This is a genomic window from Streptomyces sp. ALB3 (genome assembly GCF_044385685.1).
In the GTDB taxonomy this organism is placed as follows: Bacteria; Actinomycetota; Actinomycetes; order Streptomycetales; family Streptomycetaceae; genus Streptomyces.
The window spans coordinates 212,569-232,141 of record NZ_JBISCE010000044.1 but is presented as its reverse complement, the minus strand read 5'-3'; the positions used below and the strand labels follow the sequence as shown (position 1 = coordinate 232,141).

The 19,573-nt window shown below is 71.4% G+C and carries 20 protein-coding genes; 12 read left to right on the top strand and 8 right to left on the bottom strand.

What is annotated here, in order from left to right; all coding sequences use genetic code 11:
• Positions 1–54: 54 nt before the first annotated feature.
• On the bottom strand, positions 55–1,380 hold the full coding sequence (locus ACHFIV_RS29590) for an aldehyde dehydrogenase family protein (RefSeq protein ID WP_398975408.1): 1,326 nt from the start codon (positions 1,378–1,380) through the stop codon (positions 55–57).
• Positions 1,377–2,072 (bottom strand): type 1 glutamine amidotransferase domain-containing protein, encoded by a 696-nt coding sequence (locus ACHFIV_RS29585; protein ID WP_398975407.1) that lies wholly within the window; start codon positions 2,070–2,072, stop codon positions 1,377–1,379. Before ACHFIV_RS29585 ends, ACHFIV_RS29590 begins: the two co-directional genes overlap by 4 nt.
• 175 nt (positions 2,073–2,247) lie before the next feature.
• Between ACHFIV_RS29585 and ACHFIV_RS29580 the strand changes: the two genes are divergently transcribed.
• Positions 2,248–2,688 carry a MarR family winged helix-turn-helix transcriptional regulator gene (locus tag ACHFIV_RS29580; RefSeq protein ID WP_398975404.1) on the top strand — a complete coding sequence of 147 codons (441 nt, stop codon included), beginning with the start codon at positions 2,248–2,250 and terminating at the stop codon, positions 2,686–2,688.
• 23 nt (positions 2,689–2,711) lie between these two features.
• On the opposite strand, the gene ACHFIV_RS29575 is transcribed toward ACHFIV_RS29580, so the two are convergent.
• The gene (locus tag ACHFIV_RS29575; protein ID WP_398975402.1) at positions 2,712–3,122 is read right to left on the bottom strand and encodes a PLD nuclease N-terminal domain-containing protein; all 411 of its coding nucleotides are present in this window, start codon (positions 3,120–3,122) and stop codon (positions 2,712–2,714) included.
• An 89-nt stretch (positions 3,123–3,211) separates the two neighbouring features.
• On the opposite strand from ACHFIV_RS29575, the gene ACHFIV_RS29570 reads away from it, so the two are divergent.
• Positions 3,212–4,669, top strand: coding sequence for a menaquinone biosynthesis decarboxylase (locus tag ACHFIV_RS29570; RefSeq protein WP_398975400.1), 1,458 nt, complete (start codon positions 3,212–3,214; stop codon positions 4,667–4,669).
• Positions 4,666–5,571 (top strand): menaquinone biosynthesis prenyltransferase MqnP, encoded by a 906-nt coding sequence (gene mqnP / locus ACHFIV_RS29565; RefSeq protein WP_398975398.1) that lies wholly within the window; start codon positions 4,666–4,668, stop codon positions 5,569–5,571. Before ACHFIV_RS29570 ends, mqnP begins: the two co-directional genes overlap by 4 nt.
• Here the strand turns inward: mqnP and ACHFIV_RS29560 are convergent.
• On the bottom strand, positions 5,561–6,166 hold the full coding sequence (locus tag ACHFIV_RS29560; RefSeq protein WP_398975396.1) for a rhomboid family intramembrane serine protease: 606 nt from the start codon (positions 6,164–6,166) through the stop codon (positions 5,561–5,563). The two genes, mqnP and ACHFIV_RS29560, sit on opposite strands and share 11 nt — an antisense overlap.
• Positions 6,167–6,279: 113 nt before the next feature.
• Here ACHFIV_RS29560 and ACHFIV_RS29555 point away from each other — a divergent pair, with 113 nt between their 5' ends.
• Positions 6,280–6,945 (top strand): UbiX family flavin prenyltransferase, encoded by a 666-nt coding sequence (locus ACHFIV_RS29555; protein ID WP_398975530.1) that lies wholly within the window; start codon positions 6,280–6,282, stop codon positions 6,943–6,945.
• Positions 6,946–6,955: 10 nt separating this feature from the next.
• On the opposite strand, the gene ACHFIV_RS29550 is transcribed toward ACHFIV_RS29555, so the two are convergent.
• A complete protein-coding gene (locus tag ACHFIV_RS29550) occupies positions 6,956–7,105 on the bottom strand; it encodes a hypothetical protein (protein WP_398975394.1) in 150 nt (49 codons plus the stop codon).
• Positions 7,106–7,226: 121 nt separating this feature from the next.
• Here ACHFIV_RS29550 and ACHFIV_RS29545 point away from each other — a divergent pair, with 121 nt between their 5' ends.
• The 5 genes from ACHFIV_RS29545 (at position 7,227) to ACHFIV_RS29525 (ending at position 11,775) form a co-directional block, all read left to right on the top strand.
• Positions 7,227–7,682 (top strand): Lrp/AsnC family transcriptional regulator, encoded by a 456-nt coding sequence (locus tag ACHFIV_RS29545; protein WP_398975392.1) that lies wholly within the window; start codon positions 7,227–7,229, stop codon positions 7,680–7,682.
• A 91-nt stretch (positions 7,683–7,773) separates the two neighbouring features.
• On the top strand, positions 7,774–8,937 hold the full coding sequence (gene mqnE / locus ACHFIV_RS29540) for an aminofutalosine synthase MqnE (protein WP_031098411.1): 1,164 nt from the start codon (positions 7,774–7,776) through the stop codon (positions 8,935–8,937).
• Between the two features lie 139 nt (positions 8,938–9,076).
• Entirely contained in the window at positions 9,077–9,604 is a 528-nt protein-coding gene (locus ACHFIV_RS29535) for a GNAT family N-acetyltransferase (RefSeq protein WP_398975389.1), read from the top strand.
• A 110-nt stretch (positions 9,605–9,714) separates the two neighbouring features.
• Positions 9,715–10,011: a DUF4229 domain-containing protein gene (locus tag ACHFIV_RS29530; protein ID WP_398975387.1), complete on the top strand. Its 297-nt coding sequence runs from the start codon at positions 9,715–9,717 to the stop codon at positions 10,009–10,011.
• Between the two features lie 390 nt (positions 10,012–10,401).
• Positions 10,402–11,775, top strand: a complete 1,374-nt coding sequence (locus ACHFIV_RS29525) for a dicarboxylate/amino acid:cation symporter (RefSeq protein WP_398975385.1) — start codon at positions 10,402–10,404, stop codon at positions 11,773–11,775.
• 74 nt (positions 11,776–11,849) lie between these two features.
• Here the strand turns inward: ACHFIV_RS29525 and ACHFIV_RS29520 are convergent, their stop codons facing one another.
• On the bottom strand, positions 11,850–13,040 hold the full coding sequence (locus ACHFIV_RS29520) for an alpha/beta hydrolase family protein (RefSeq protein ID WP_398975384.1): 1,191 nt from the start codon (positions 13,038–13,040) through the stop codon (positions 11,850–11,852).
• 213 nt (positions 13,041–13,253) lie between these two features.
• Between ACHFIV_RS29520 and ACHFIV_RS29515 the strand changes: the two genes are divergently transcribed.
• The gene (locus ACHFIV_RS29515) at positions 13,254–13,898 is read left to right on the top strand and encodes a TetR/AcrR family transcriptional regulator (RefSeq protein ID WP_398975382.1); all 645 of its coding nucleotides are present in this window, start codon (positions 13,254–13,256) and stop codon (positions 13,896–13,898) included.
• Between the two features lie 6 nt (positions 13,899–13,904).
• Here ACHFIV_RS29515 and ACHFIV_RS29510 read toward each other — a convergent pair whose 3' ends face one another.
• Positions 13,905–14,744, bottom strand: a complete 840-nt coding sequence (locus tag ACHFIV_RS29510; protein WP_398975380.1) for a MaoC family dehydratase — start codon at positions 14,742–14,744, stop codon at positions 13,905–13,907.
• Positions 14,745–14,747: 3 nt separating this feature from the next.
• The gene (locus ACHFIV_RS29505; protein ID WP_398975378.1) at positions 14,748–16,073 is read right to left on the bottom strand and encodes a 3-oxoacyl-ACP reductase; all 1,326 of its coding nucleotides are present in this window, start codon (positions 16,071–16,073) and stop codon (positions 14,748–14,750) included.
• 74 nt (positions 16,074–16,147) lie between these two features.
• Between ACHFIV_RS29505 and ACHFIV_RS29500 the strand changes: the two genes are divergently transcribed.
• Both ACHFIV_RS29500 and ACHFIV_RS29495 read left to right on the top strand, forming a co-directional pair.
• Positions 16,148–17,425, top strand: coding sequence for an acetyl-CoA C-acetyltransferase (locus tag ACHFIV_RS29500; RefSeq protein WP_398975376.1), 1,278 nt, complete (start codon positions 16,148–16,150; stop codon positions 17,423–17,425).
• A 177-nt stretch (positions 17,426–17,602) separates the two neighbouring features.
• Positions 17,603–19,525 carry an AMP-dependent synthetase/ligase gene (locus ACHFIV_RS29495; RefSeq protein ID WP_398975374.1) on the top strand — a complete coding sequence of 641 codons (1,923 nt, stop codon included), beginning with the start codon at positions 17,603–17,605 and terminating at the stop codon, positions 19,523–19,525.
• Positions 19,526–19,573: the final 48 nt, after the last annotated feature.

Here is a 19,573-nt window from a genome sequence, read left to right as displayed (position 1 = left end):
GCCGCGAGGGCGCGACCGCTTCGGTGCGGTCGCGCCCTCGCGGCATGGGGGCCGTCAGCCCAGCGGGGTGTCCAGGACGGCCTTGCGGTGGCTGAACGTCTCCAGCGAGTACCGGCCGTGGTAGTTGCCCATGCCGCTCTCGCCGACCCCGCCGAACGGCAGGTCCGACACCGTCAGATGGGCGAGCGGCAGGCCGATGCCGACGCCGCCGGACGAGGTCTCGGTCAGCAGCCGCTCCCGTACCGAGGAGTCGTGGGTGAACGCGTACAGCGCCAGCGGCTTGTCCCGGTCGTTGATGAAACCGATGGCCTCGTCGAGCCCGTCGACGGTGACGACCGGCAGGACGGGCCCGAAGATCTCCTCCCGCATCACGGGCGAGTCCGGGGCGACATCGGCCAGTACCGTCGGAGCGATGTACTTCTCACGCCGGTCGTGGGCGCCGCCCGTCACCGTCCGTCCGGAGTCCAGGAGGCCCACCAGCCGGTCGAAGTGGCGCTCGTTCACGATCCTGCCGTACTCCGGGCTGGTGGACGGGTCCTGCCCGAACCGCCCCTCGACCGCCGCCGCGAGGGCCTCCTCCAGGGCCGGCGCGGTCTCCGGGTCGGTCAGGACGTAGTCGGGGGCGACACACGTCTGGCCGGCGTTGAGGAACTTGCCGGAGACCAGCCGGGCGGCCACCGTCCTGAGGTCCGTGCCCCGGTCCACGAACGCGGGTGACTTCCCGCCCAGTTCGAGCGTCACCGGGGTCAGGTGCTTGGCCGCGGCGGCCATCACGATCCGGCCTACCGTGCCGTTGCCGGTGTAGAAGACGTGGTCGAAGCGCTCGGCGAGCAGTGCGGTGGTCTCGGGGACCGCCCCCTCCACCACGGCGACGGCGTCGGTGTCCAGATACCGCGGCAGCAGCCGGGCCACGGCGGCCGACGTCGCGGGGGCCAGCTCACTGGGCTTGGCGACGACCGCGTTGCCGGCGGCCAGGGCGCCCACGACGGGTGCGAGCAGCAGCTGGACCGGGTAGTTCCACGGAGCGATGACGAGGACGACCCCGAGCGGATCCTGCACGGTGTGGGCGGTGGCCCCCGCGAGGACCGCCGGTACGGGGGCGGGCTCGGGCTCCAGCCACGCCTCCAGGCGCTCCAGGGTGTGGTCGATCTCGCGGACCGTGAAGTCGATCTCGGTCCGGTAGGCCTCCTTGCGGCTCTTGCCGAGGTCGGCGCGGAGCGCCTCGGCCAGTTCGTCGCCGCACTCGGTGAGCAGGGCACGCAGTCGCGTCAGCTGGCCGGTGCGCCAGGCGAGGTCCCTGGTGCGGCCGGTACGGAAGGTGGCGCGGAGCCGGGCGACGACGTCGGCCGGGGTCTCCCGCACGGTCTCGGCGGCGCTCACAGGGCCGCCACGATCTCGCGTGCCAGTTGTTCGGAGGAGGCCGGGTTCTGGCCGGTGTGGAGGTTGCGGTCGTGCACGGTGTGCACCGCCCACGGCTCGGCGGCGGCGTAGTCGGCGCCGAGCTCGACGAGGCGGTTCTCCAGGAGCCAGGGCGCCTTGGCCGCGAGGCCGGCCTGGGTCTCCTCGGTGTTGCTGAAGCCGGTCATGCGGTAACCGGCGAACGGCCAGCTGCCGTCCTCGCGGCGGGCGGGCAGCAGGGCCGCGGGCGCGTGGCACAGCACGGCGACCTGCTTGCCGGCGTCCAGGGCGGCGGTGAGCAGCCGGCCCGACACCTCGTTGACGGCGAGGTCCTCCATCGGGCCGTGGCCGCCGGGGTAGAAGACGACGTCGTACGACGTCGGCACGACGTCCTCGAGCCGGGCGGGGATGCGGAGCGTCTCGTCGATCGAGGCGAGGTACGAGGCGACCGCGTCGGCCTGCTCCTGGCCCCCGTTGGCCTCGGCGGCGAGGCTGGCGGTGTCCACGGTGGGGGCGACGCCGCCGGGGGTGGCGACGGTGATGTCGAAGCCGGCCTGCGTGAAGACGCGGTGCGGGGCGGCGAGTTCCTCGGCCCAGAAGCCGGTGGGGTGGGTGGTGCCGTCGTTGAGTGTCCAGTGGTCGGCACCGGTGAGGACGAAGAGTACGGAGGGCATGGGGGATGCTCCCTACGAGGCGCGGGACTGAGACGCGTGGACAGTAAAGCTTGATATGCTCAAGCAATACCCTCCATGTAACGGGTCAAAGTTGAGCATGTCAAATGAATGCGGGTGCGTGGCGGACAGAGTCCGGGCCTCCGGACCGCGCGTACCGATCGAAGGATGGCCGACCATGACGACGGAACAGGCACCCCGCGCCGTCCCTACTCCGGACGAACTGCTGGAACCCCTCGCAGTCGTCGTCCGGGGCCACCACGACGACCTCACCGCCGTCGCCGGCCGCCACGGTCTCAGCACCTCGCAGGCCAGGGCGCTGATCGCCCTCAACGAGCCGATGCCCATGAGCGCACTGGCCAGTCACCTGGTGTGCGACGCGTCCAACGCCACCGGTCTCATCGGGCGCATGGAGGCCCGCGGACTCGTGACACGCACCCCGGCGCCCGGCGACCGCCGCTCCAAGGTGGCCTCCCGTACGGCGGAGGGCACGGAGCTGGCGCACCGCATCCGCGCCGAGATGCGCGTGGTGCACGGCGCCCTGGAGGCCCTCACCCCCGAGGAGCGCACCGCCCTGCTGCCGCTCCTCGACCGGCTCGGGCGCCTGCTGTCCTCATGAACGCCGGTGGGCGGCAGCCCGCCTCATGAACCGGCGGGCGGAGCCGGGTCCTCGGGACCGGCGCCGCCCTCACGGCGCTCGGTCTCCTCCTCGGGGCGGCGCGGAGCCTCCTCGCGGTCCTGGAGGAGCGGCTCGTCCTTCGCGCCGTCCTCCTTCTTCAGCGACCTCAGGAAGTCCGGGTTGTCGTCGGGCGCCACCCACGTGGTGCGCTGCCCGCGTCGCCACTCCGAGGGCGTACGGCCCCCGGCGGGCGCGCGGCGCGCCTTGCCCGCCGCCAGCCAGACCACCGGGCCGACGATCCAGAAGAGCAGGATGATGAACACCCAGGCCACCTTCGGCAGGTGTTTCACCTCGTCCTCCGGGGTGTTCAGGCAGTCGATGAACGCGTAGATCGTCAGTGCCAGCGGCAGCAGGAAGACCAGGGCCCTGAGCATGGTGCAAGATCCCCCGAGGTGAGGTGAGGAGGCGCACGGACCGCCCCCGGTGACGGGCCCAGGGTAGCGGGTGTCCGATACTTGACCGTATGGCTTACGACGATCTTCGCTCCCTGCTCCGTGCTCTGGAGCGCGAGGGCGATCTCAAGCGCATCAAGGCCGAGGTCGACCCGTATCTGGAGGTCGGCGAGATCGTCGACCGGGTGAACAAGGCGGGCGGCCCCGCGCTGCTCTTCGAGAACGTCAAGGGGGCGTCGATGCCCCTGGCCATGAACGTCTTCGGGACCGACCGGCGGCTGCTCAAGGCGCTCGGGCTGAAGTCCTACGCCGAGATCAGCGACAAGATCGGCGGCCTCCTCAAGCCGGAGCTGCCGCAGGGTTTCGTCGGGATCCGCGAGGCGTTCGGGAAGCTCGGCGCGGTGACCCACCTGCCGCCGAAGAAGGTCAGGTCCGACAGCGCCCCCGTCCAGGAGGTCGTGCTGACCGGCGACGACGTGGACCTCGACCAGCTGCCCGCGCTCTTCACCTGGCCCGAGGACGGCGGCTCCTTCTTCAACCTGGGCCTCACGCACACCAAGGACCCCGAGACGGGGATCCGCAACCTCGGGCTCTACCGGCTGCAGCGCCACGACAAGCGCACCATCGGCATGCACTGGCAGATCCACAAGGACAGCCGCAACCACTACCAGGTCGCGGCCAGGCGCGGGGAGAAGCTGCCCGTCGCCATCGCCTTCGGGGCTCCGCCCGCGGTCACCTACGCCTCCACGGCGCCGTTGCCCGGGGACATCGACGAGTACCTCTTCGCCGGCTTCGTGCAGGGCAAGCGGATCGAGATGGTCGACTGCAAGACCGTCCCGCTCCAGGTCCCGGCACAGGCGGAGGTCGTCATCGAGGGGTGGCTGGAGCCCGGCGAGATGCTCCCCGAGGGCCCGTTCGGCGACCACACCGGCTTCTACACCCCGCAGGAACCGTTCCCCGCTCTGCGGATCGACTGTGTGACGATGCGCAAGCGCCCCCTGCTGCAGTCGATCGTCGTGGGCCGGCCGCCCACCGAGGACGGTCCGCTGGGGCGGGCCACCGAGCGGTTCTTCCTGCCCCTGCTCAAGATCATCATTCCGGACATCGTGGACTACCACCTGCCGGAGGCGGGCGGTTTCCACAACTGTGCGATCGTGTCGATCGACAAGAAGTACCCCAAGCACGCCCAGAAGGTGATGAGTGCCATCTGGGGGGCGCACATGATGTCGCTGACCAAGCTGATCGTCGTCGTGGACGCCGACTGCGACGTCCACGACCTCCACGAGGTCGCCTGGCGGGCACTCGGCAACACCGACTACGCCCGTGACCTGCTGCTCACCGAGGGCCCGGTCGACCATCTCGACCATGCTTCCTACCAGCAGTTCTGGGGCGGCAAGGCCGGGATCGACGCGACGCGGAAGCTGCCCGAGGAGGGGTACACGCGGGACGGCGGCTGGCCGGAGATGGTCGAGTCCGACCCTGATACGGCGGCGAAGGTCGACCGCCGATGGAAGGAGTACGGCCTGTGAGTGCCTCCGCCGCTGCGGTGCCGCAGCCCCGCAGCAAGCCACGCGCGTTCCTGCGGCTGGTGATGATCGAGCACTCGGTCTTCGCGCTGCCCTTCGCGTACATCGCCGCTCTGACCGCGATGTTCCAGCTGGACGGCACGTTCCACTGGGGCACCCTGCTGCTCGTGACCGTCGCGATGGTGGGGCTGCGGACGTTCGCGATGGCAGCCAACCGGATCATCGACCGGGAGATCGACGCCCGTAATCCGCGCACCGAGGGCCGGGAGCTCGTGACCGGCGCGGTCACGGTGAGGTCCGCGTGGACCGGCGCGCTCGTGGCCCTCGTCGTCTTCCTGGGCGCCGCCGCCCTGCTGAACCCCCTCTGTCTGGCGCTGGCGCCGGTCGCCGTCGTACCGATGGTCGTCTACCCGTACGGCAAGCGGTTCACGAACTTCCCGCACGCGATCCTGGGCCTCGCCCAGGCCATGGGGCCGATCGGCGCGTGGCTGGCGGTGACCGGGAGCTGGTCGTGGGACGCGGTCATCCTGGGTCTGGCCGTCGGCATCTGGATCGGTGGTTTCGACCTGATCTTCGCCTGCCAGGACGTGCAGGCCGACCGGGCCCACGGTGTGCTCTCCTTCCCCGCGCGCTTCGGCATCCCGGCCGCGCTCTGGGGGGCCCGCGTCTGCCACGTGGTCACGACCGGTCTGCTGGTGTGGTTCGGGCTGGCGACGGACGCGGAGATCTTCTACTGGATCGGCATGGTGATCGTCGCCGTGGCCTTCGTGTACGAGCACCGGGTCGTGCGCCCGCACGACCTGTCCCGGCTGAACCGGGCCTTCTTCTCGGTCAACGGCTTCATCGGGATAGCGCTGTTCGCCTGCGCGCTGCTCGACCTGCTGGTGCGGGGCCTCACACCGTGACGTAGCCCCCGGGCCCCCGCGGACGGCGGTGGCGGCGGAAGACGAAGGCCGCCGCCACCCCGCCTATGAGGCCGAAGAGGTGCCCCTGCCAGCTGATGCCGGAGTCGGTCGGCAGCACGCCCCAGAGCAGGGAGCCGTAGACCGCGGCGATGACGACGCCGAGGACGATGTCCAGCGGACGCCGGTCCACGAAGCCGCGGACCAGCAGATAGCCGAAGAGGCCGAAGACCACACCGGACGCACCGAGCGTCACCGTGTCCGGCGGCGCCGTGAGCCAGACGCCGAGACCCGCGGTCGCGATCACCACGAGGACCACGGCGGCGAACCTGCGTATCCCGCCGAGCGCGGCGATGAAGCCGAGGACGAGCAGCGGGACGGTGTTGGACGCGACGTGCTCCCAGCCGCTGTGCAGGAAGGCGGACGGCACGACGTCCGCCAGCTCGGCGGGCTCGCGAGGGCTGACGCCGTAGGTGTCGAGGGAGTGGCCGGTCGCCACGTCGACGCCCTCCAGGAGCCACAGCAGCGCGATCCAGGCGAGCATGACCGCACCGGCCGTGACGGCGCGTGCGGTGGTGCTCGTGCGTGTGCCGGTCATGGTCACCCCCTGTCCATGGCTGTTCCCTCGTCTGCTGCAACGTGCGGAGCCCCTGGCTCAGTTCCTGGAGGGGGGCGCCGGATAGGCTCGGCGGTGTGAGAGCCGGGACTTCGATGAGTCAGCAGCAGCGCAGGCCTTGGATTGTCGGGGTGTCGGGTGCATCGGGCACGCCCTTTGCGGCGTCGGTGCTGCGCGGGCTGCTGGCTGCCGGGGAGAGTGTCGACCTGGTGGTCAGCCGTGCCTCGCGGCTGACGCTCCTGGACGAGACGGGGATCGCCTTCCGGGACGCCCACTGGCAGGAGGACCTGCGCAGCTGGCTGGCGCGGGGCGCGGACGGGAAGCCGGACGCCTTCCGGCCCGACGTCGGCGGTGTGCGCCACTGGGCGGCCGGCGATCTGGCGGCGGGACCGTCGTCGGGCTCGTATCCGGCGAAAGGGATGCTGATCGTCCCGGCGTCGACGGCGTGCGTGGCCGGGGTGGCTCTCGGGCTGTCGAAGGACCTGTTGCAGCGGGCCGCGAGTGTGACGCTCAAGGAGCGGCGGAAGCTGGTCGTGGCCGTGCGGGAGACGCCGCTGAGCGGACAGACGCTGAAGCAGATGGTCGCGCTCGACGAGGCGGGCGCCGTGGTGCTGCCCGCCTCTCCGGCGTTCTACGCGGGGGCGACGCACATCCAGGACCTGGTGGACTTCGTCGCCGGGCGGGTGCTGGACGCGGCGGGTGTGCCGCACCAGCTGTACCGCCGGTGGGAGGGGGAGCTCGGTGGCGCCTCCCGGGGCTGAACCGGTGGGGTCAGCGCTTCTTCCTGTTCGCGCGCGGTCCGCGCGCGCGGTCGACCCGGTGGGCGGCGGCGGGCTGGTGGGCACGCGAGCGGTTGGCCAGGTCCTGCAGCTCGCGCATCCGGGCGTAGGCCATCTCGATCGAGTACACGGTGAAGGTCACTCCTGAAGATTCGTAAGCGTTTCTTGGATGATGAGAAAGATTTACAGGGCTTGACCCTGTTGCGCCTTAGATTCTACACGTAAACTCGCGGTACTGCTGAACAATGGAAGGCTTCAGTCATATGGACGCGGTGGACAGGCAGCTCATCCAGGCCCTCAGGGAGAACGGCAGGGCCTCGTACGCCGAGCTGGGACGGCTGGTCGGGCTCTCGGGGCCCAGCGTCACCGACCGCATCAACCGGCTGGAAGGCGCCGGTGTCATCACCGGTTACCGCGCGACCGTCGACTCCGCGTCGCTGGGACTCGGGGTCACCGCGCTGATCGGGATCTCCCTGTCCGACGCGGCCGACCACGAGGACGTCGCCCACCGGCTGAAGGACCTCGCCGAGATCGAGGACTGCTGGTTCATCGCGGGCGACGACTCGTTCATGCTCAAGGTGCGGGTGGGCGACGTGGACGGCCTGGAGAAGACGATCCGCCGGCTCAGCGGCACGAAGGGGGTCTCCAGGACCCGTACGACGGTCGTGCTCTCCACCAAGTGGGAGAACCGGGTCGGCGAGCTCCCCGAGGAGGAGTGACGCGGACCGGCGACCAGGGTCGCCCCGCCCGGAAGGCGGGGGAGTACCGTGGGCTGCCGGATCTGTCGCATGGAGATATGGAGGCGCCCTGGTGGACGCGGGACTCAAGCGCGAGCTGGAGGAGAAGGTCCGGGCCGGCGAGCGGCTGACCCGCGAGGACGGGATCGCGCTCTACGAGTCCGACGACCTGGCATGGCTCGGCGGGCTGGCCCACGAGGTGCGTACGAGGAAGAACGGCGACGTCGTCCACTTCAACGTCAACCGCCACCTCAACATGACCAACGTGTGCACCGCGTCGTGCGCGTACTGCTCCTTCCAGCGCAAGCCGGGTGAGAAGGACGCGTACACGATGCGCATCGAGGAGGCCGTCCGCCTCGCCAAGGCGATGCAGGGCGAGAACCTCACCGAGCTGCACATCGTCAACGGGCTGCACCCCACCCTGCCGTGGCGCTACTACCCGCGCTCGCTCAGCGCGCTCAAGGAAGCGCTGCCGGAGGTGGCGCTCAAGGCCTTCACGGCGACGGAGATCCACCACTTCGAGACGATCTCCGGGCTCTCGGCCTCCGAGATCCTCGACGAGCTGATCGAGGCGGGTCTGGAGTCGCTGACCGGCGGCGGCGCGGAGATCTTCGACTGGGAGGTCCGCCAGCACATCGTCGACCACAACACCCACTGGGAGGACTGGTCGCGCATCCACCGCCTCGCGCACGAGAAGGGTCTCAAGACCCCCGCGACGATGCTGTACGGGCACATCGAGGAGCCCCGTCACCGTGTCGACCACGTGCTGCGGCTGCGGGAGATGCAGGACGAGACCGGCGGCTTCCAGGTCTTCATCCCGCTGCGCTACCAGCACGACTTCGTGGACATGAAGGACGGCAAGGTCCGTAACACCCTTCAGGCGCGGACGTCGATGGCGACCGGCGCCGAGGCGCTCAAGACCTTCGCGGTCTCGCGGCTGCTCTTCGACAACGTCCCCCACGTCAAGGTGTTCTGGGTGATGCACGGCGTGCAGACCGCGCAGCTCGCCCTCCAGCACGGTGCCGACGACATGGACGGATCGGTCGTCGAGTACAAGATCACGCACGACGCCGACGACTACGGCACGCCGAACAAGCTCGGCCGTGAGGATCTGCTGGACCTCATCCGTGACGCGGGCTTCCGGCCCGTGGAGCGCAACACGCGGTACGAGATCCTGCGCGAGTACCCGGGGCCGGACGCCGGACGGCGCGAGACGCCGCAGCCGATGCGCGTCTGAGGCCCCGCGTTCGCCCGGTGCCCCGGCGCACCGGGCGCCCCGCCTTCGAAGAGCCCCGGCCGGCCGTCCCCCGGCCGGGGCTCTTCCGCGTGGCGGACGCGGGTTGAAGGGCCTCTCCTGTAATGGTTAACCTGCTGTAATGGCACTTACGTTCGCAGTGGATCCCGCATTCGACCGAGCCCTGCGCGACGGCATCACCGCGCTCTGGGTCGACGTCAGCAACGCCGGCGGAGCCGTCGGCTTCGTGCCGCCCGTCACCGGCGACGACGTGCGGCCCGAGCTCGTCAGGCACCTCGTCGGGGTGGCCGAGGGCCGCACCCACCTGGTCGTCGGGCGGGACGAGGACGGCACGGTCGCCGCCACCGCCTTCCTCACCCACAACACCCACCGGCTCATGCGGCACTGGATCGGCGCCTACACGGTGATGGTGCACCCCCGCCACCAGGGCAAGGGCTTCGGACGCGCGCTGATGGCGGCCACGGCCGACGCCGCCCTGGGGATCGAGGGCATCGACGCCATCCGGCTCACCTGCCGCGGGGGCACGGGCGCCGACCGCTTCTACGCCTCCTGCGGATACAAGGAGGTGGGGCGGATCCCGAACGCCATCCGGGTCGCCGAGGACGACTACCGGGACGACGTCATCATGCTGCTCCCGCTCTTCCGCTGAGAGTCAGGGGCAACCCTGCGAACTGATCGCATACGGGGCATGCTTCACTGGTCGGGCAGGAACCCTGATGCACGACCGCAGGAACGTCGGACGTAGAGAGAAGGCCAGCCGTGTCCGCTGCAAAGCCGAGCGCAACGATCCGGTACACCGCCATGCGCCTGTTGATCTTCGTCGGCTGCTTCTTCGTCGCCGGCGTGGCGGTCCACTTCGGTGTGCTGCCCTCGGGTGTCGGCGGCTCCAACGTCGTCTGGGTCATCCTCCTCGGCCTGCTGCTCTCCGCGCCCCTCAGCTTCATCCTGCTGCGCAGGCAGCGCGACGAGATGTCCGAGCAGATCATCTCGTCGGTCGACCGGACCAAGGCCAGGCTCGAGGCGAACCGCACCCGCGAGGACAGCGTCACCCGGTAGGAGCCGCGTAAGGTTCCTCACACCAGCACCCGTACCGAAGAAGCCCCGGACCGGAGCGAGCCGCTCCCGTACCGGGGTTTCGGCGTGTCCGGAGCGGTCCGCACGAAATGATCAAGAAGCGGACCTTTGAGCTTCTCAAAGTTGCAGTGTTAACGTATTCGGCATGAAGGCAGCAGCGCGTACCCGCCACGCCCTGGGCGTCCCGCTCGTGGTGCGCCTGCATGTCGATCTCTGCCGCTGTATGTCCGCGGTCTGTTGCCGCAACGTCTGACCGGCACCATGCAGCGGCGCCGCCCCTGACGCGGGCGCCGCACCCCCGTCCCCCTGTTCGACCGCACGACCGTACGGCCGATCCCGTACGTCCCGATGCGTCACATCTGGAGTGTGTCCGTGTCCGCGAATCCCGCGACCACCGCCGAGACCGGAACCGGCAAGCCGGCCGGTTCCGGCTCCCGCCTGCCCAGCATCCCGTTCTGGGTGCAGATAGTCGCCGGTCTGGTCCTCGGTGTCCTGCTCGGCTGGCTCGCCCGCAGCCAGGACATCGGTTGGCTCGTCACCACCCTCGACAAGATCGGCGGCATCTTCGTCCAGCTGCTGAAGCTGGCCGTCGCGCCCCTCGTGTTCTTCGCGATCCTCGTGTCGATCACCAATCTGCGCAAGGTCAACAACGCTGCCAGGCTCGCCACCCGCACGCTGCTCTGGTTCATGATCACCTCGCTGATCGCCGTCGCCATCGGCCTCGCGATCGGCCTGGTCACCAACCCGGGCGCCGGCACAGGCCTCACCCCGAAGGACGGCGCCAAGCCCGAGAACGCCGGTTCCTGGCTGGACTTCCTCACCGGCATCATCCCGGAGAACGTGATCACGCCGTTCACCGAGCTGAACGTCCTGCAGATCGTCTTCATGGCCGCCGTCGCCGGCATCGCGGCGCTCCAGCTCGGTGAGAAGGCCAAGCCGATCCTCGCCCTCAGCGAGTCGGTCCTGGCGCTCCTCCAGAAGGCCCTGTGGTGGGTCATCCGCCTCGCCCCGATCGGCACCGTCGGCCTCATCGGCTACGCGATCGCCGACTACGGCTGGGACCTGATCGGCAAGTACGCGACCTTCACCGCCGACGTCTACATCGGCTGCGCCCTGGTGATGTTCGGCGTCTACCCGCTGCTGCTCGCCACGGTCGCCAAGGTCAGCCCGGTCCAGTTCTTCAAGGGCGCCTGGCCCGCGATCCAGCTGGCGTTCGTCTCCCGCTCCTCGGTCGGCACGATGCCGGTCACCCAGAAGGTCACCGAGCGTCTCGGCGTCCCGAAGGAGTACGCCTCCTTCGCCGTCCCGTTCGGCGCCACGACCAAGATGGACGGCTGCGCCGCGATCTACCCGGCGCTGGCGGCGATCTTCATCGCGCAGATCTTCGACGTCCAGCTGGGCATCGGTGACTACCTCCTGATCGCGTTCGTGTCGGTGATCGGTTCGGCGGCCACCGCCGGGCTCACCGGTGCCACGGTCATGCTGACCCTGACCCTGTCGACCCTGGGTCTCCCGCTGGAGGGCGTGGGCCTGCTGCTGGCCATCGACCCGATCCTGGACATGATGCGCACCGCCACGAACGTCGCGGGCCAGGCACTCGTCCCGGTGATCGTCGCGGCCCGAGAGAAGATCCTCGACCACGACGCGTACAACTCGGCGTCGGCCTCCCCGGTCGACGAGCCCGAGCCCGAGCGCGAGCCCGAGGTGCGCGACGCCGAGGTGAAGGGCGTTCCCGTCACCGCCTGACCCTCGTGTGCGTACGCGAGCGCCCCCGGACACGGTGTCCGGGGGCGCTCCTGCGTGTACGTGTACTCCCGGGGTCAGGACTGCTGCTGGAAGACCACCTCCGGGTTACCGGGTGTGGGGCCGTCCAGCAGGGGCTGGTGCCGTCCGCGCAGGTGCTGGTCGAGGAAGGCGTTCACGTAGTCGCGGGTGATCCGGACCTGTCTGTCGGTCGTGAGCGTGACGGTGGGGTCGAGTACCACGCCCATCCGGTCCTCCAGGACGGGCACGTCCGTGAAGCTTGAGTGGCCCGAGCCCTCGACGCTCAGCCAGCGCCTGTAGCCGTCCAGCCGCTGCCAGCCCTCGTCCCAGGAGTCGTCGCTCCCGGGGCCGTGGGACGAGGTGCCCAGCATCATGAAGGGCCGCTCGCCGAGGCCGGACGCGGGGATGCGCTCGAAGAAGGTGCCGTCCATGTTGACCCCGGCGTCGACGCGGGCGTCGGCGAGCATCACGGACGCGGCGGCGCTGCCGCCGATGGAGTGGCCCACGGCGGCCACCCTGCGCCGGTCGATCGCACGGGCGTGTTCCCAGGCGGGACGTGGGCCGGTCAGCCGGTCGAGCACGAAGGAGAGGTCGGCGGCCCGCCCGGTGGAGACGGCCCCGAGGACCTCGCGTTCGGCCGCGTCGTCCGGCGCCGCCTCGACCGCGTCGCAGGCCGCGCACGGGAGTATCCGCCCGCCGGGAAAGGCCGACCCCATGGACTCGTAGGCGTGGTCGACGCTCGCCACGACGTAGCCGCGGCTCGCCAGGTCCTCGGCGAGGGAGGTCAGGGTGGCGCGGGGGTTGCCGAAGCCGGGGGAGAGCAGCACCAGGGGGAACCGGCCGCGGGCGGTGGCCGCGTCCACACGGGCGTGGGTGGCGAGAGAGCTGAGCGCGGCGGGGGCGTCGTCATCCAGCCCGCGGCCCGCGAGGAGCGCCTCGGCTTCCTCCAGGCTCAGGTACGGCGCGCGTGTCCCCCCGCCGGGCCGGGCGGGGTAGTGGACCGACACCATCAGCCGGCGGTCCCCGGAGCCGGGGACCCAGTGGTCGGGGCGGCCGTGGTCGGTGAGGTGGAGGACGTCGACGCCCACGGCGTACGGGCCGGTCGGGCGGGGCAGTCCCGCCGGGACCTCGGTGGACGCGGCCGGGGCGGGTGCGGGTAAGGCCTGGGCGGTGACGGCGGGGGCGGCCAGCAGGGCGAGGGCGGCGAGGGCCGCGACAGCGGTCCGTCTGCGGAGTGCGGTGGTCATGCGGTGGACACTAGGCGGCCGGTCCGGGCGGCGGCGTCAGCCCCGGGTGTGATCCGCAGGGCGACCTGGGTCGTAGGTGCGCCGTACCGCAGGCGTAGGGGGACGACTACCGGCCACCGTGGCCGGGGCGCCTTCCTTCCGGAGGACGGCTGACGGGGCCGCGCCGTACTCTTACCGAGGAGTAGCGCAGTGGGGGCGGAGGGGATGTCTGACGTGAGTGCAGTGAAGAGCAAACGGATGCCGCGCGCGGTGCGTGAGCAGCAGATGATGGACGCCGCCGTGCGGACGTTCGCTCAGCGCGGCTACCGGGCCGCCTCGATGGACGAGATCGCGGAACTGGCCGGTGTGTCCAAGCCCTTGGTCTACCTGTACCTGAACTCCAAGGAGGAGCTCTTCACCGCGTGTATCCGCCGGGAGGCGAAAGCGCTGGTGGAAGCGGTACGGGCGGGGGTGGAGCCGGGGATTCCGGCTGACGGGCAACTCTGGTCGGGGCTGCGGGCGTTCTTCACCCACACCGCGGAGAACCCGGACGGCTGGGCGGTGCTGCACCAGCAGGCGAGCTCGCACGGGGAGCCGTTCGTCAGCGAGGTGGGGGCGCTGCGGGAGGAGATCGTTGCGTTCGTGACGGGTCTGATCGGTGCGGCGGCGCGTGAGGCGCACAGCGATCCCGCCCTGCCCGACCGGGACGTGGCGGGGCTCGCGCAGGCTCTGGTGGGGGCGGCGGAGGCGCTCGCGGGGTGGGCGAACGTCACCCCCGGCGTCTCGGCCAGGGAGGCCGCCTCCACCCTGATGAACTTCTCGTGGGCGGGCCTGGAGAACCTGATGCACGGGCGCGGCTGGCAGTCCCGGGGGGACTGAGCGGGCTCAGCCCTCCCGGGACACACTGCCGGTGAGGTGGACGCGGCTGCCGCCCCGCACCTGGAAGGCGGAGCCCTCGGCGGCGTACGTGACGGTGGAGGGAAGCAGGACGGGCGCCCGGAAGTCCGCCCGCACGGAGCGGATCCGGCCCGGCTCACCCGCTCCGCCGCCTGTCCCGGCCTCCGCGAGGGCGCGGGCGACGGTCCACATGCCGTGCGCGATGTGCCGGGGGAAGCCGAAGAGGCGTGCCGTCAGGGGGTGGAGATGGATGGGGTTCCGGTCACCCGAGGCCGCCCCGTACCGTCGTCCCAGGTCGGCGGGCAGTCGCCACTCGGTCACGGCGGGGAGCTCCGCGGGTGTGTCCGGGGGAGAGGACGGCCCGGCCGCCGCGCCGGTCGCGTGCCGGGACAGGTAGCCGCTGCGTGATTCCCAGACGAGCTCGCCCGCGAGCCGCGCCTCCGTCACCATCGTGACCTCGGTGCCGCGCCTGTGGGGCGTCAGTTCGCCGGCGTACACGGTGAGTCCGAGCTCGTCCGCCGGCCGGAGCGTCCGGTGCGCGGTGATCTCGATCCAGGTGTGGACCAGGCCGAGTACGGGCAGCGGGAAGCCGAGGCCCGTCATCAGCCGCATGGCCGGCGGGAAGCCCAGCACGTGCGGGTAGGTGAGCGGTACAGGGTCCGCTCCGGCGAAGCCGCAGATCCTGCTGTACGCGGCGAGGGGGCCGGGGGCGATCCGGGCGGGCGGGAGCACCTCGCGGCCCGGCGGGAGCGTGGCGCCGGGGCGCCCCGCCCGCTTGAACGGTGACGTGACGGCTCCACGCACGAGTGAGAGGCTCAGGCCGGTCATGCGTCACGCCCCCAGCAGGCTCTGGCCGCACACCCGCACGACCTGGCCGTTGACCGCGCCGGACGCCGGCTGGGCGAGCCAGGCGGTGGTCTCGGCGACGTCGACCGGCAGGCCGCCCTGGGAGAGGGAGTTCATCCGGCGTCCGGCCTCCCGGATGAGGAGCGGGACGGCGGCCGTCATCCTCGTCTCGATGAAGCCGGGCGCCACGGCGTTGACCGTGATGCCGTGCTCGGCGGCGGCGCGCGGGGCGAGGGAGCGGACCAGGCCGATGATGCCCGCCTTGCCGGCCGCGTAGTTGGTCTGGCCGTTGTTGCCCGCGATCCCGGCGATGGACGCGGTGGCGACGATCCGGCCGCCGCGGCGTACGGTGCCCGCCGCGATGAGGGCGTCCGTGGTGCGCAGCACGCTGTCCAGGTTGACGTCGATGACGGAGGCCCAGCGGTCGGCCGGCATGTTGGCGAGGCGGCGGTCCCGGGTGATGCCCGCGTTGTGGACGAGGATGTCGAGGCCGTCGGGGACAGCCTCCGCGATCAGACCGGCGGCGTCGGGCGCGGTGATGTCGAGGGGCAGGGCGGCGGCGCCGAGGCGGTCGGCGGTGCGTACGAGCTGCTCCCGGGCCTGCGGGACGTCCAGGCAGATCACCTGGGCGCCGTCCCTGGCGAGGACGGAGGCGACGGACGCGCCGATGCCGCGTGCCGCGCCGGTGACGACCGCGGTGCGTCCGGACAGCGGTGCCGCCCAGTCGGCCACCGCGCCGGGGGCGTCGGTGGTGAGCTCGATGACCTGGCCGCTCACGTAGGCGGAACGGGGGGACAGGAGGAAGCGGAGGGTGGACTCGGCCGAGGCCGCGTCCGCCCCGGGTGCGAGCCGCAGCAACTGCGCGGTGGCGCCCCGGCCGATCTCCTTGCCGAGTGAGCGTACGAAGCCTTCGAGTGCCTGCTGCGCCGCCGCCTGGTGGTGGTCGTCGGAGGAGGGAGTGGTGCCGACGACGACGACACGGCCACCGGTCGCGAGTGAGCGTATGACGGGGTGGAGAGCGGCGTGTACGTCGGCGAGCCCCGCGGCCGTGGTGATGCCGGTGGCGTCGAGGACGACGGCGGCCGGGCGTCCGGCCGCCTGGCCGGTGACCTCCAGGCCGGTCGTGGCGAGCACCGGGCCGAGCGTCCCGGAGTGGGCGGAGCGGCCCGCGGTGAGGTGGAGCAGGGGCCCGTCGAGGGACGGGGTCTCCAGGGTCCAGCGGCGCAGGGGGACCGGCTGCGGCAGCCCGAGCCTGCGGGTCAGGAATCGGCCGGGAGCGGTGCCGGTGAAGTGCAGATAGCGGTCGGCCATTGTCTGGACTCCTGCTCGGTCGTAGATTTACTCCAGAGTAAGGTTACTCAAGGGTCAGGAGTTGTCGAGATGAGTTGGTCGAGTTGATCCCCCTCGCACTTCCGCGACCGCGCCGGGTCGCGGTCATCGGTGGCAGTCGTATCCCGTTCGCCCGCTCCGACGGCCCGTACGCGCGGGCGTCGAACCAGGACATGCTGACCGCCGCGCTGGACGGCCTCGTCGAGCGCTTCGGGCTGCGGGGCCGTCAGGTCGGCGAGTTCGTCGCCGGCGCGGTCCTCAAGCACAGCCGGGACTTCAACCTGGCCCGGGAGGCCGTGCTGGGCTCCGCCCTGGACCCGCGCACACCCGCCTACGACATCCAGCAGGCGTGCGGCACCGGTCTGCAGGCCGTCATCGCCGCGGCCAACAAGATCGCGCTCGGGGCGGTCGACTCGGCGATCGCCGGTGGCGCCGACACCACGAGCGACGCCCCCCTCGGGGTGAACGACCGGCTGCGCAGGATCCTGCTGGAGGCACGCCGCGCCAGGTCGGCGGGAGCCCGGATCAAGGCGCTGGCCGCGGTCCGTCCCGGTCACCTCGTCCCGGACATCCCGCGCAACGCCGAACCCCGCACCGGCCTCTCGATGGGTGAGCACGCGGCGGTCACCGCCCGGAAGTGGGGGGTGAGCCGGGAGGACCAGGACCTGCTGGCGGCCACCAGCCACCAGCGGCTGGCCGCGGCGTACGAACGCGGTTTCCTGGACGACCTCGTCGTCCCGTACCTCGGTCTGGACCGCGACCAGAACCTGCGACCGGGCTCCACGGTGGAGAAACTCGCCACCCTGAAGCCGGTGTTCGGTGCCGGTCACCCCGACGCGACGATGACGGCGGGCAATTCGACCCCGCTCACCGACGGCGCCGCCACCGTGCTGCTGGCGAGTGAGGAGTGGGCCGAGCGCCACGGCCTGGAACCGCTGGCGTACCTGTCGCTGTACGAGACGGCAGCCGTGGACTACGTGAGCGGTGAGGAGGGGCTGCTGATGGCACCCGCGTACGCCGTACCGCGCATGCTGGAGCGGGCCGGTCTGGACGTCGGGGACTTCGACCTCTTCGAGATCCACGAGGCCTTCGCCTCCCAGGTGCTCGCCACGCTGGCGTCCTGGGAGGAACAAGGCCTCGCCCCCGTCCACAGGGAGAAGCTGAACGTGGCCGGATCGTCCCTCGCCACCGGACATCCCTTCGCGGCGACCGGCGCCCGGATCGTGGCGACCCTGGCCGCACTCCTCGCCGAGCGGGGCGCGCCCGGCCGGGGCCTGATCTCGGTCTGCGCGGCGGGCGGCCAGGGTGTCACCGCGATCCTGGAACGCCCCTGAGCCCCCGGTCCCGCAACCTCCGAGTCCTCCACCCCCCGGAAGCACCGCGACCGGGGAGCGGCCCGCAGCCGCAGCCGCCGCCCAGCCGCACGTGAACGACCCCGCGCACCCAGCAGCCGCCCAGGTGCCGGACCCACGGACGGGTCCGGCACCGGACCACACGTCGAGGAGCCGCTCATGTCCACGCCCGCCCCCGCAGCCGCAACCGCCGCGCCCAGCGCGCCCGTCCTGGTCGAGCCGACCGTGGTCAGGGCGGCGGACGGCACCGTGCGGGAAGTCTCCGTGCCGCCGCTCGCGCCGGCCGTGCGACACGGCTCGCTCGCCGACATCCCCTTCGACAACGCGCAACAGGCCCCGTCCGAGGCGGTCCTGAGCCGCAAGCAGGCCGACGGCAGCTGGCAGGACGTGACCGCCGCCGCCTTCGCCGCGGAGGTGCGGGCCGTCGCCAAGGGGCTGATAGCGGAGGGCCTGCAGAGCGGTGACCGGGTCGCGATCATGGCCCGTACGACCTACGAGTGGACGCTGCTGGACTTCGCGTCCTGGGCCGCCGGGCTGGTCACCGTGCCCGTCTACCCCACCTCGTCGGCCTTCCAGACGCGCTGGATCCTCCAGGACTCCGGAGCCGTCGCCTGCGCGGTGGAGACGAAGGAACAGGCCCGGCTCGTCAGTCAGGAACGCCAGCAGCTCGGGGACCTCGCCCATCTGTGGCAGTTCGACACGGGGGCCGTCGGACGGCTGAAGGCGCTCGGCAAGGACGTACCCGACGCGGCCGTCACCGCCCGCCGGAGTGCCCTGGGACCGGACAGCCCCGCCACCCTCATCTACACCTCCGGCACCACGGGCCGGCCCAAGGGCTGCGTCCTGACCCACGGGAACTTCTTCGCCGAGGTCGACAACGCCATCGAACTGCTCCACCCGGTCTTCAAGTCCGTCTCGAAGTACCCGGCCTCCACCCTGCTGTTCCTCCCCCTGTCCCACGTCTTCGGACGGATGGTGGCGATCGGATGCATGCGTGCCCGGGTCCGGCTCGGACACGCGCCGTCCATCCGGACCGACGACCTGCTCGCGGATCTGGCCGGCTTCAAACCGTCGTTCCTGCTGGCCATCCCCTACGTCCTGGAGAAGGTCTACAACACCGGCCGGGCGACCGCCGAGAAGATGGGCCGCGCCTCCTCCTTCGACCGCGCGGCCCGGATAGCGCGGCGTTACGGAGAGGCGGTCGAGGCGGCGGAACACGGCACGGGCCCCGGCCCCGGCCTGGGGCTCCGCGCCGCGCGCGCCCTCTACGACCCCCTGGTCTACCGGCGCATCCGGGCCGCGTTGGGGGGCCACGTCCGGTACGCGATCTGCGGAGGCTCCCCGCTGGGCCGCCGGCTCGCCGCGTTCTACGCGGGGGCGGGCATGCAGATATTCGAGGGCTACGGTCTGACGGAGACCACCGCCGCCGCCACGGTCACCCCGCCCCTCAAGCCCAGGCTCGGCACGGTCGGCTGGCCGATGCCGGGCACCGCCGTGCGCATCGCGGACGACGGGGAGGTCCTGCTCAGCGGCGGCCAGGTATTCCGGGGCTACTGGGACACCCAGCGCGGTGAGGCCACTCCGTACATGGAGGACGGCTGGTTCCCGACCGGTGACCTCGGGGCTCTGGACGAGGACGGCTACCTGACGATCACCGGCCGCAAGAAGGACATCATCATCACGTCCGGTGGCAAGAACGTCACCCCCGCCCCGCTCGAGGACTGGCTGCGCGCCCATCCGCTGGTCAGCCAGTGCATGGTGGTGGGGGACGACCGGCCGTTCATCAGCGCCCTGATCACCCTGGAGCCGGACGGCCTCGCCCACTGGCGCCGCATGCGCAAGAAGGAGGGCGTCCCTCTGCGTGAGCTCGTCCACGACGACGAGCTGCGCGCCGCGCTGCAGCGCGCGGTCGACGAGGCCAACCGGCTCGTCTCGCGCGCCGAGTCCATACGTACGTTCACGGTGCTCCCGGATGACTTCACCGAGGAGAGCGGACACCTCACCCCGTCGCTCAAGCTGAAGCGGGACGCGATCCTCCGGGACTTCGGCACGGAGATCGAGGAGCTGTACCGCAGGCCCTGAAGCGTGCCGCGGACCCGTGGGGCGGGGCTGCCCCCGTCCGCCCCACGG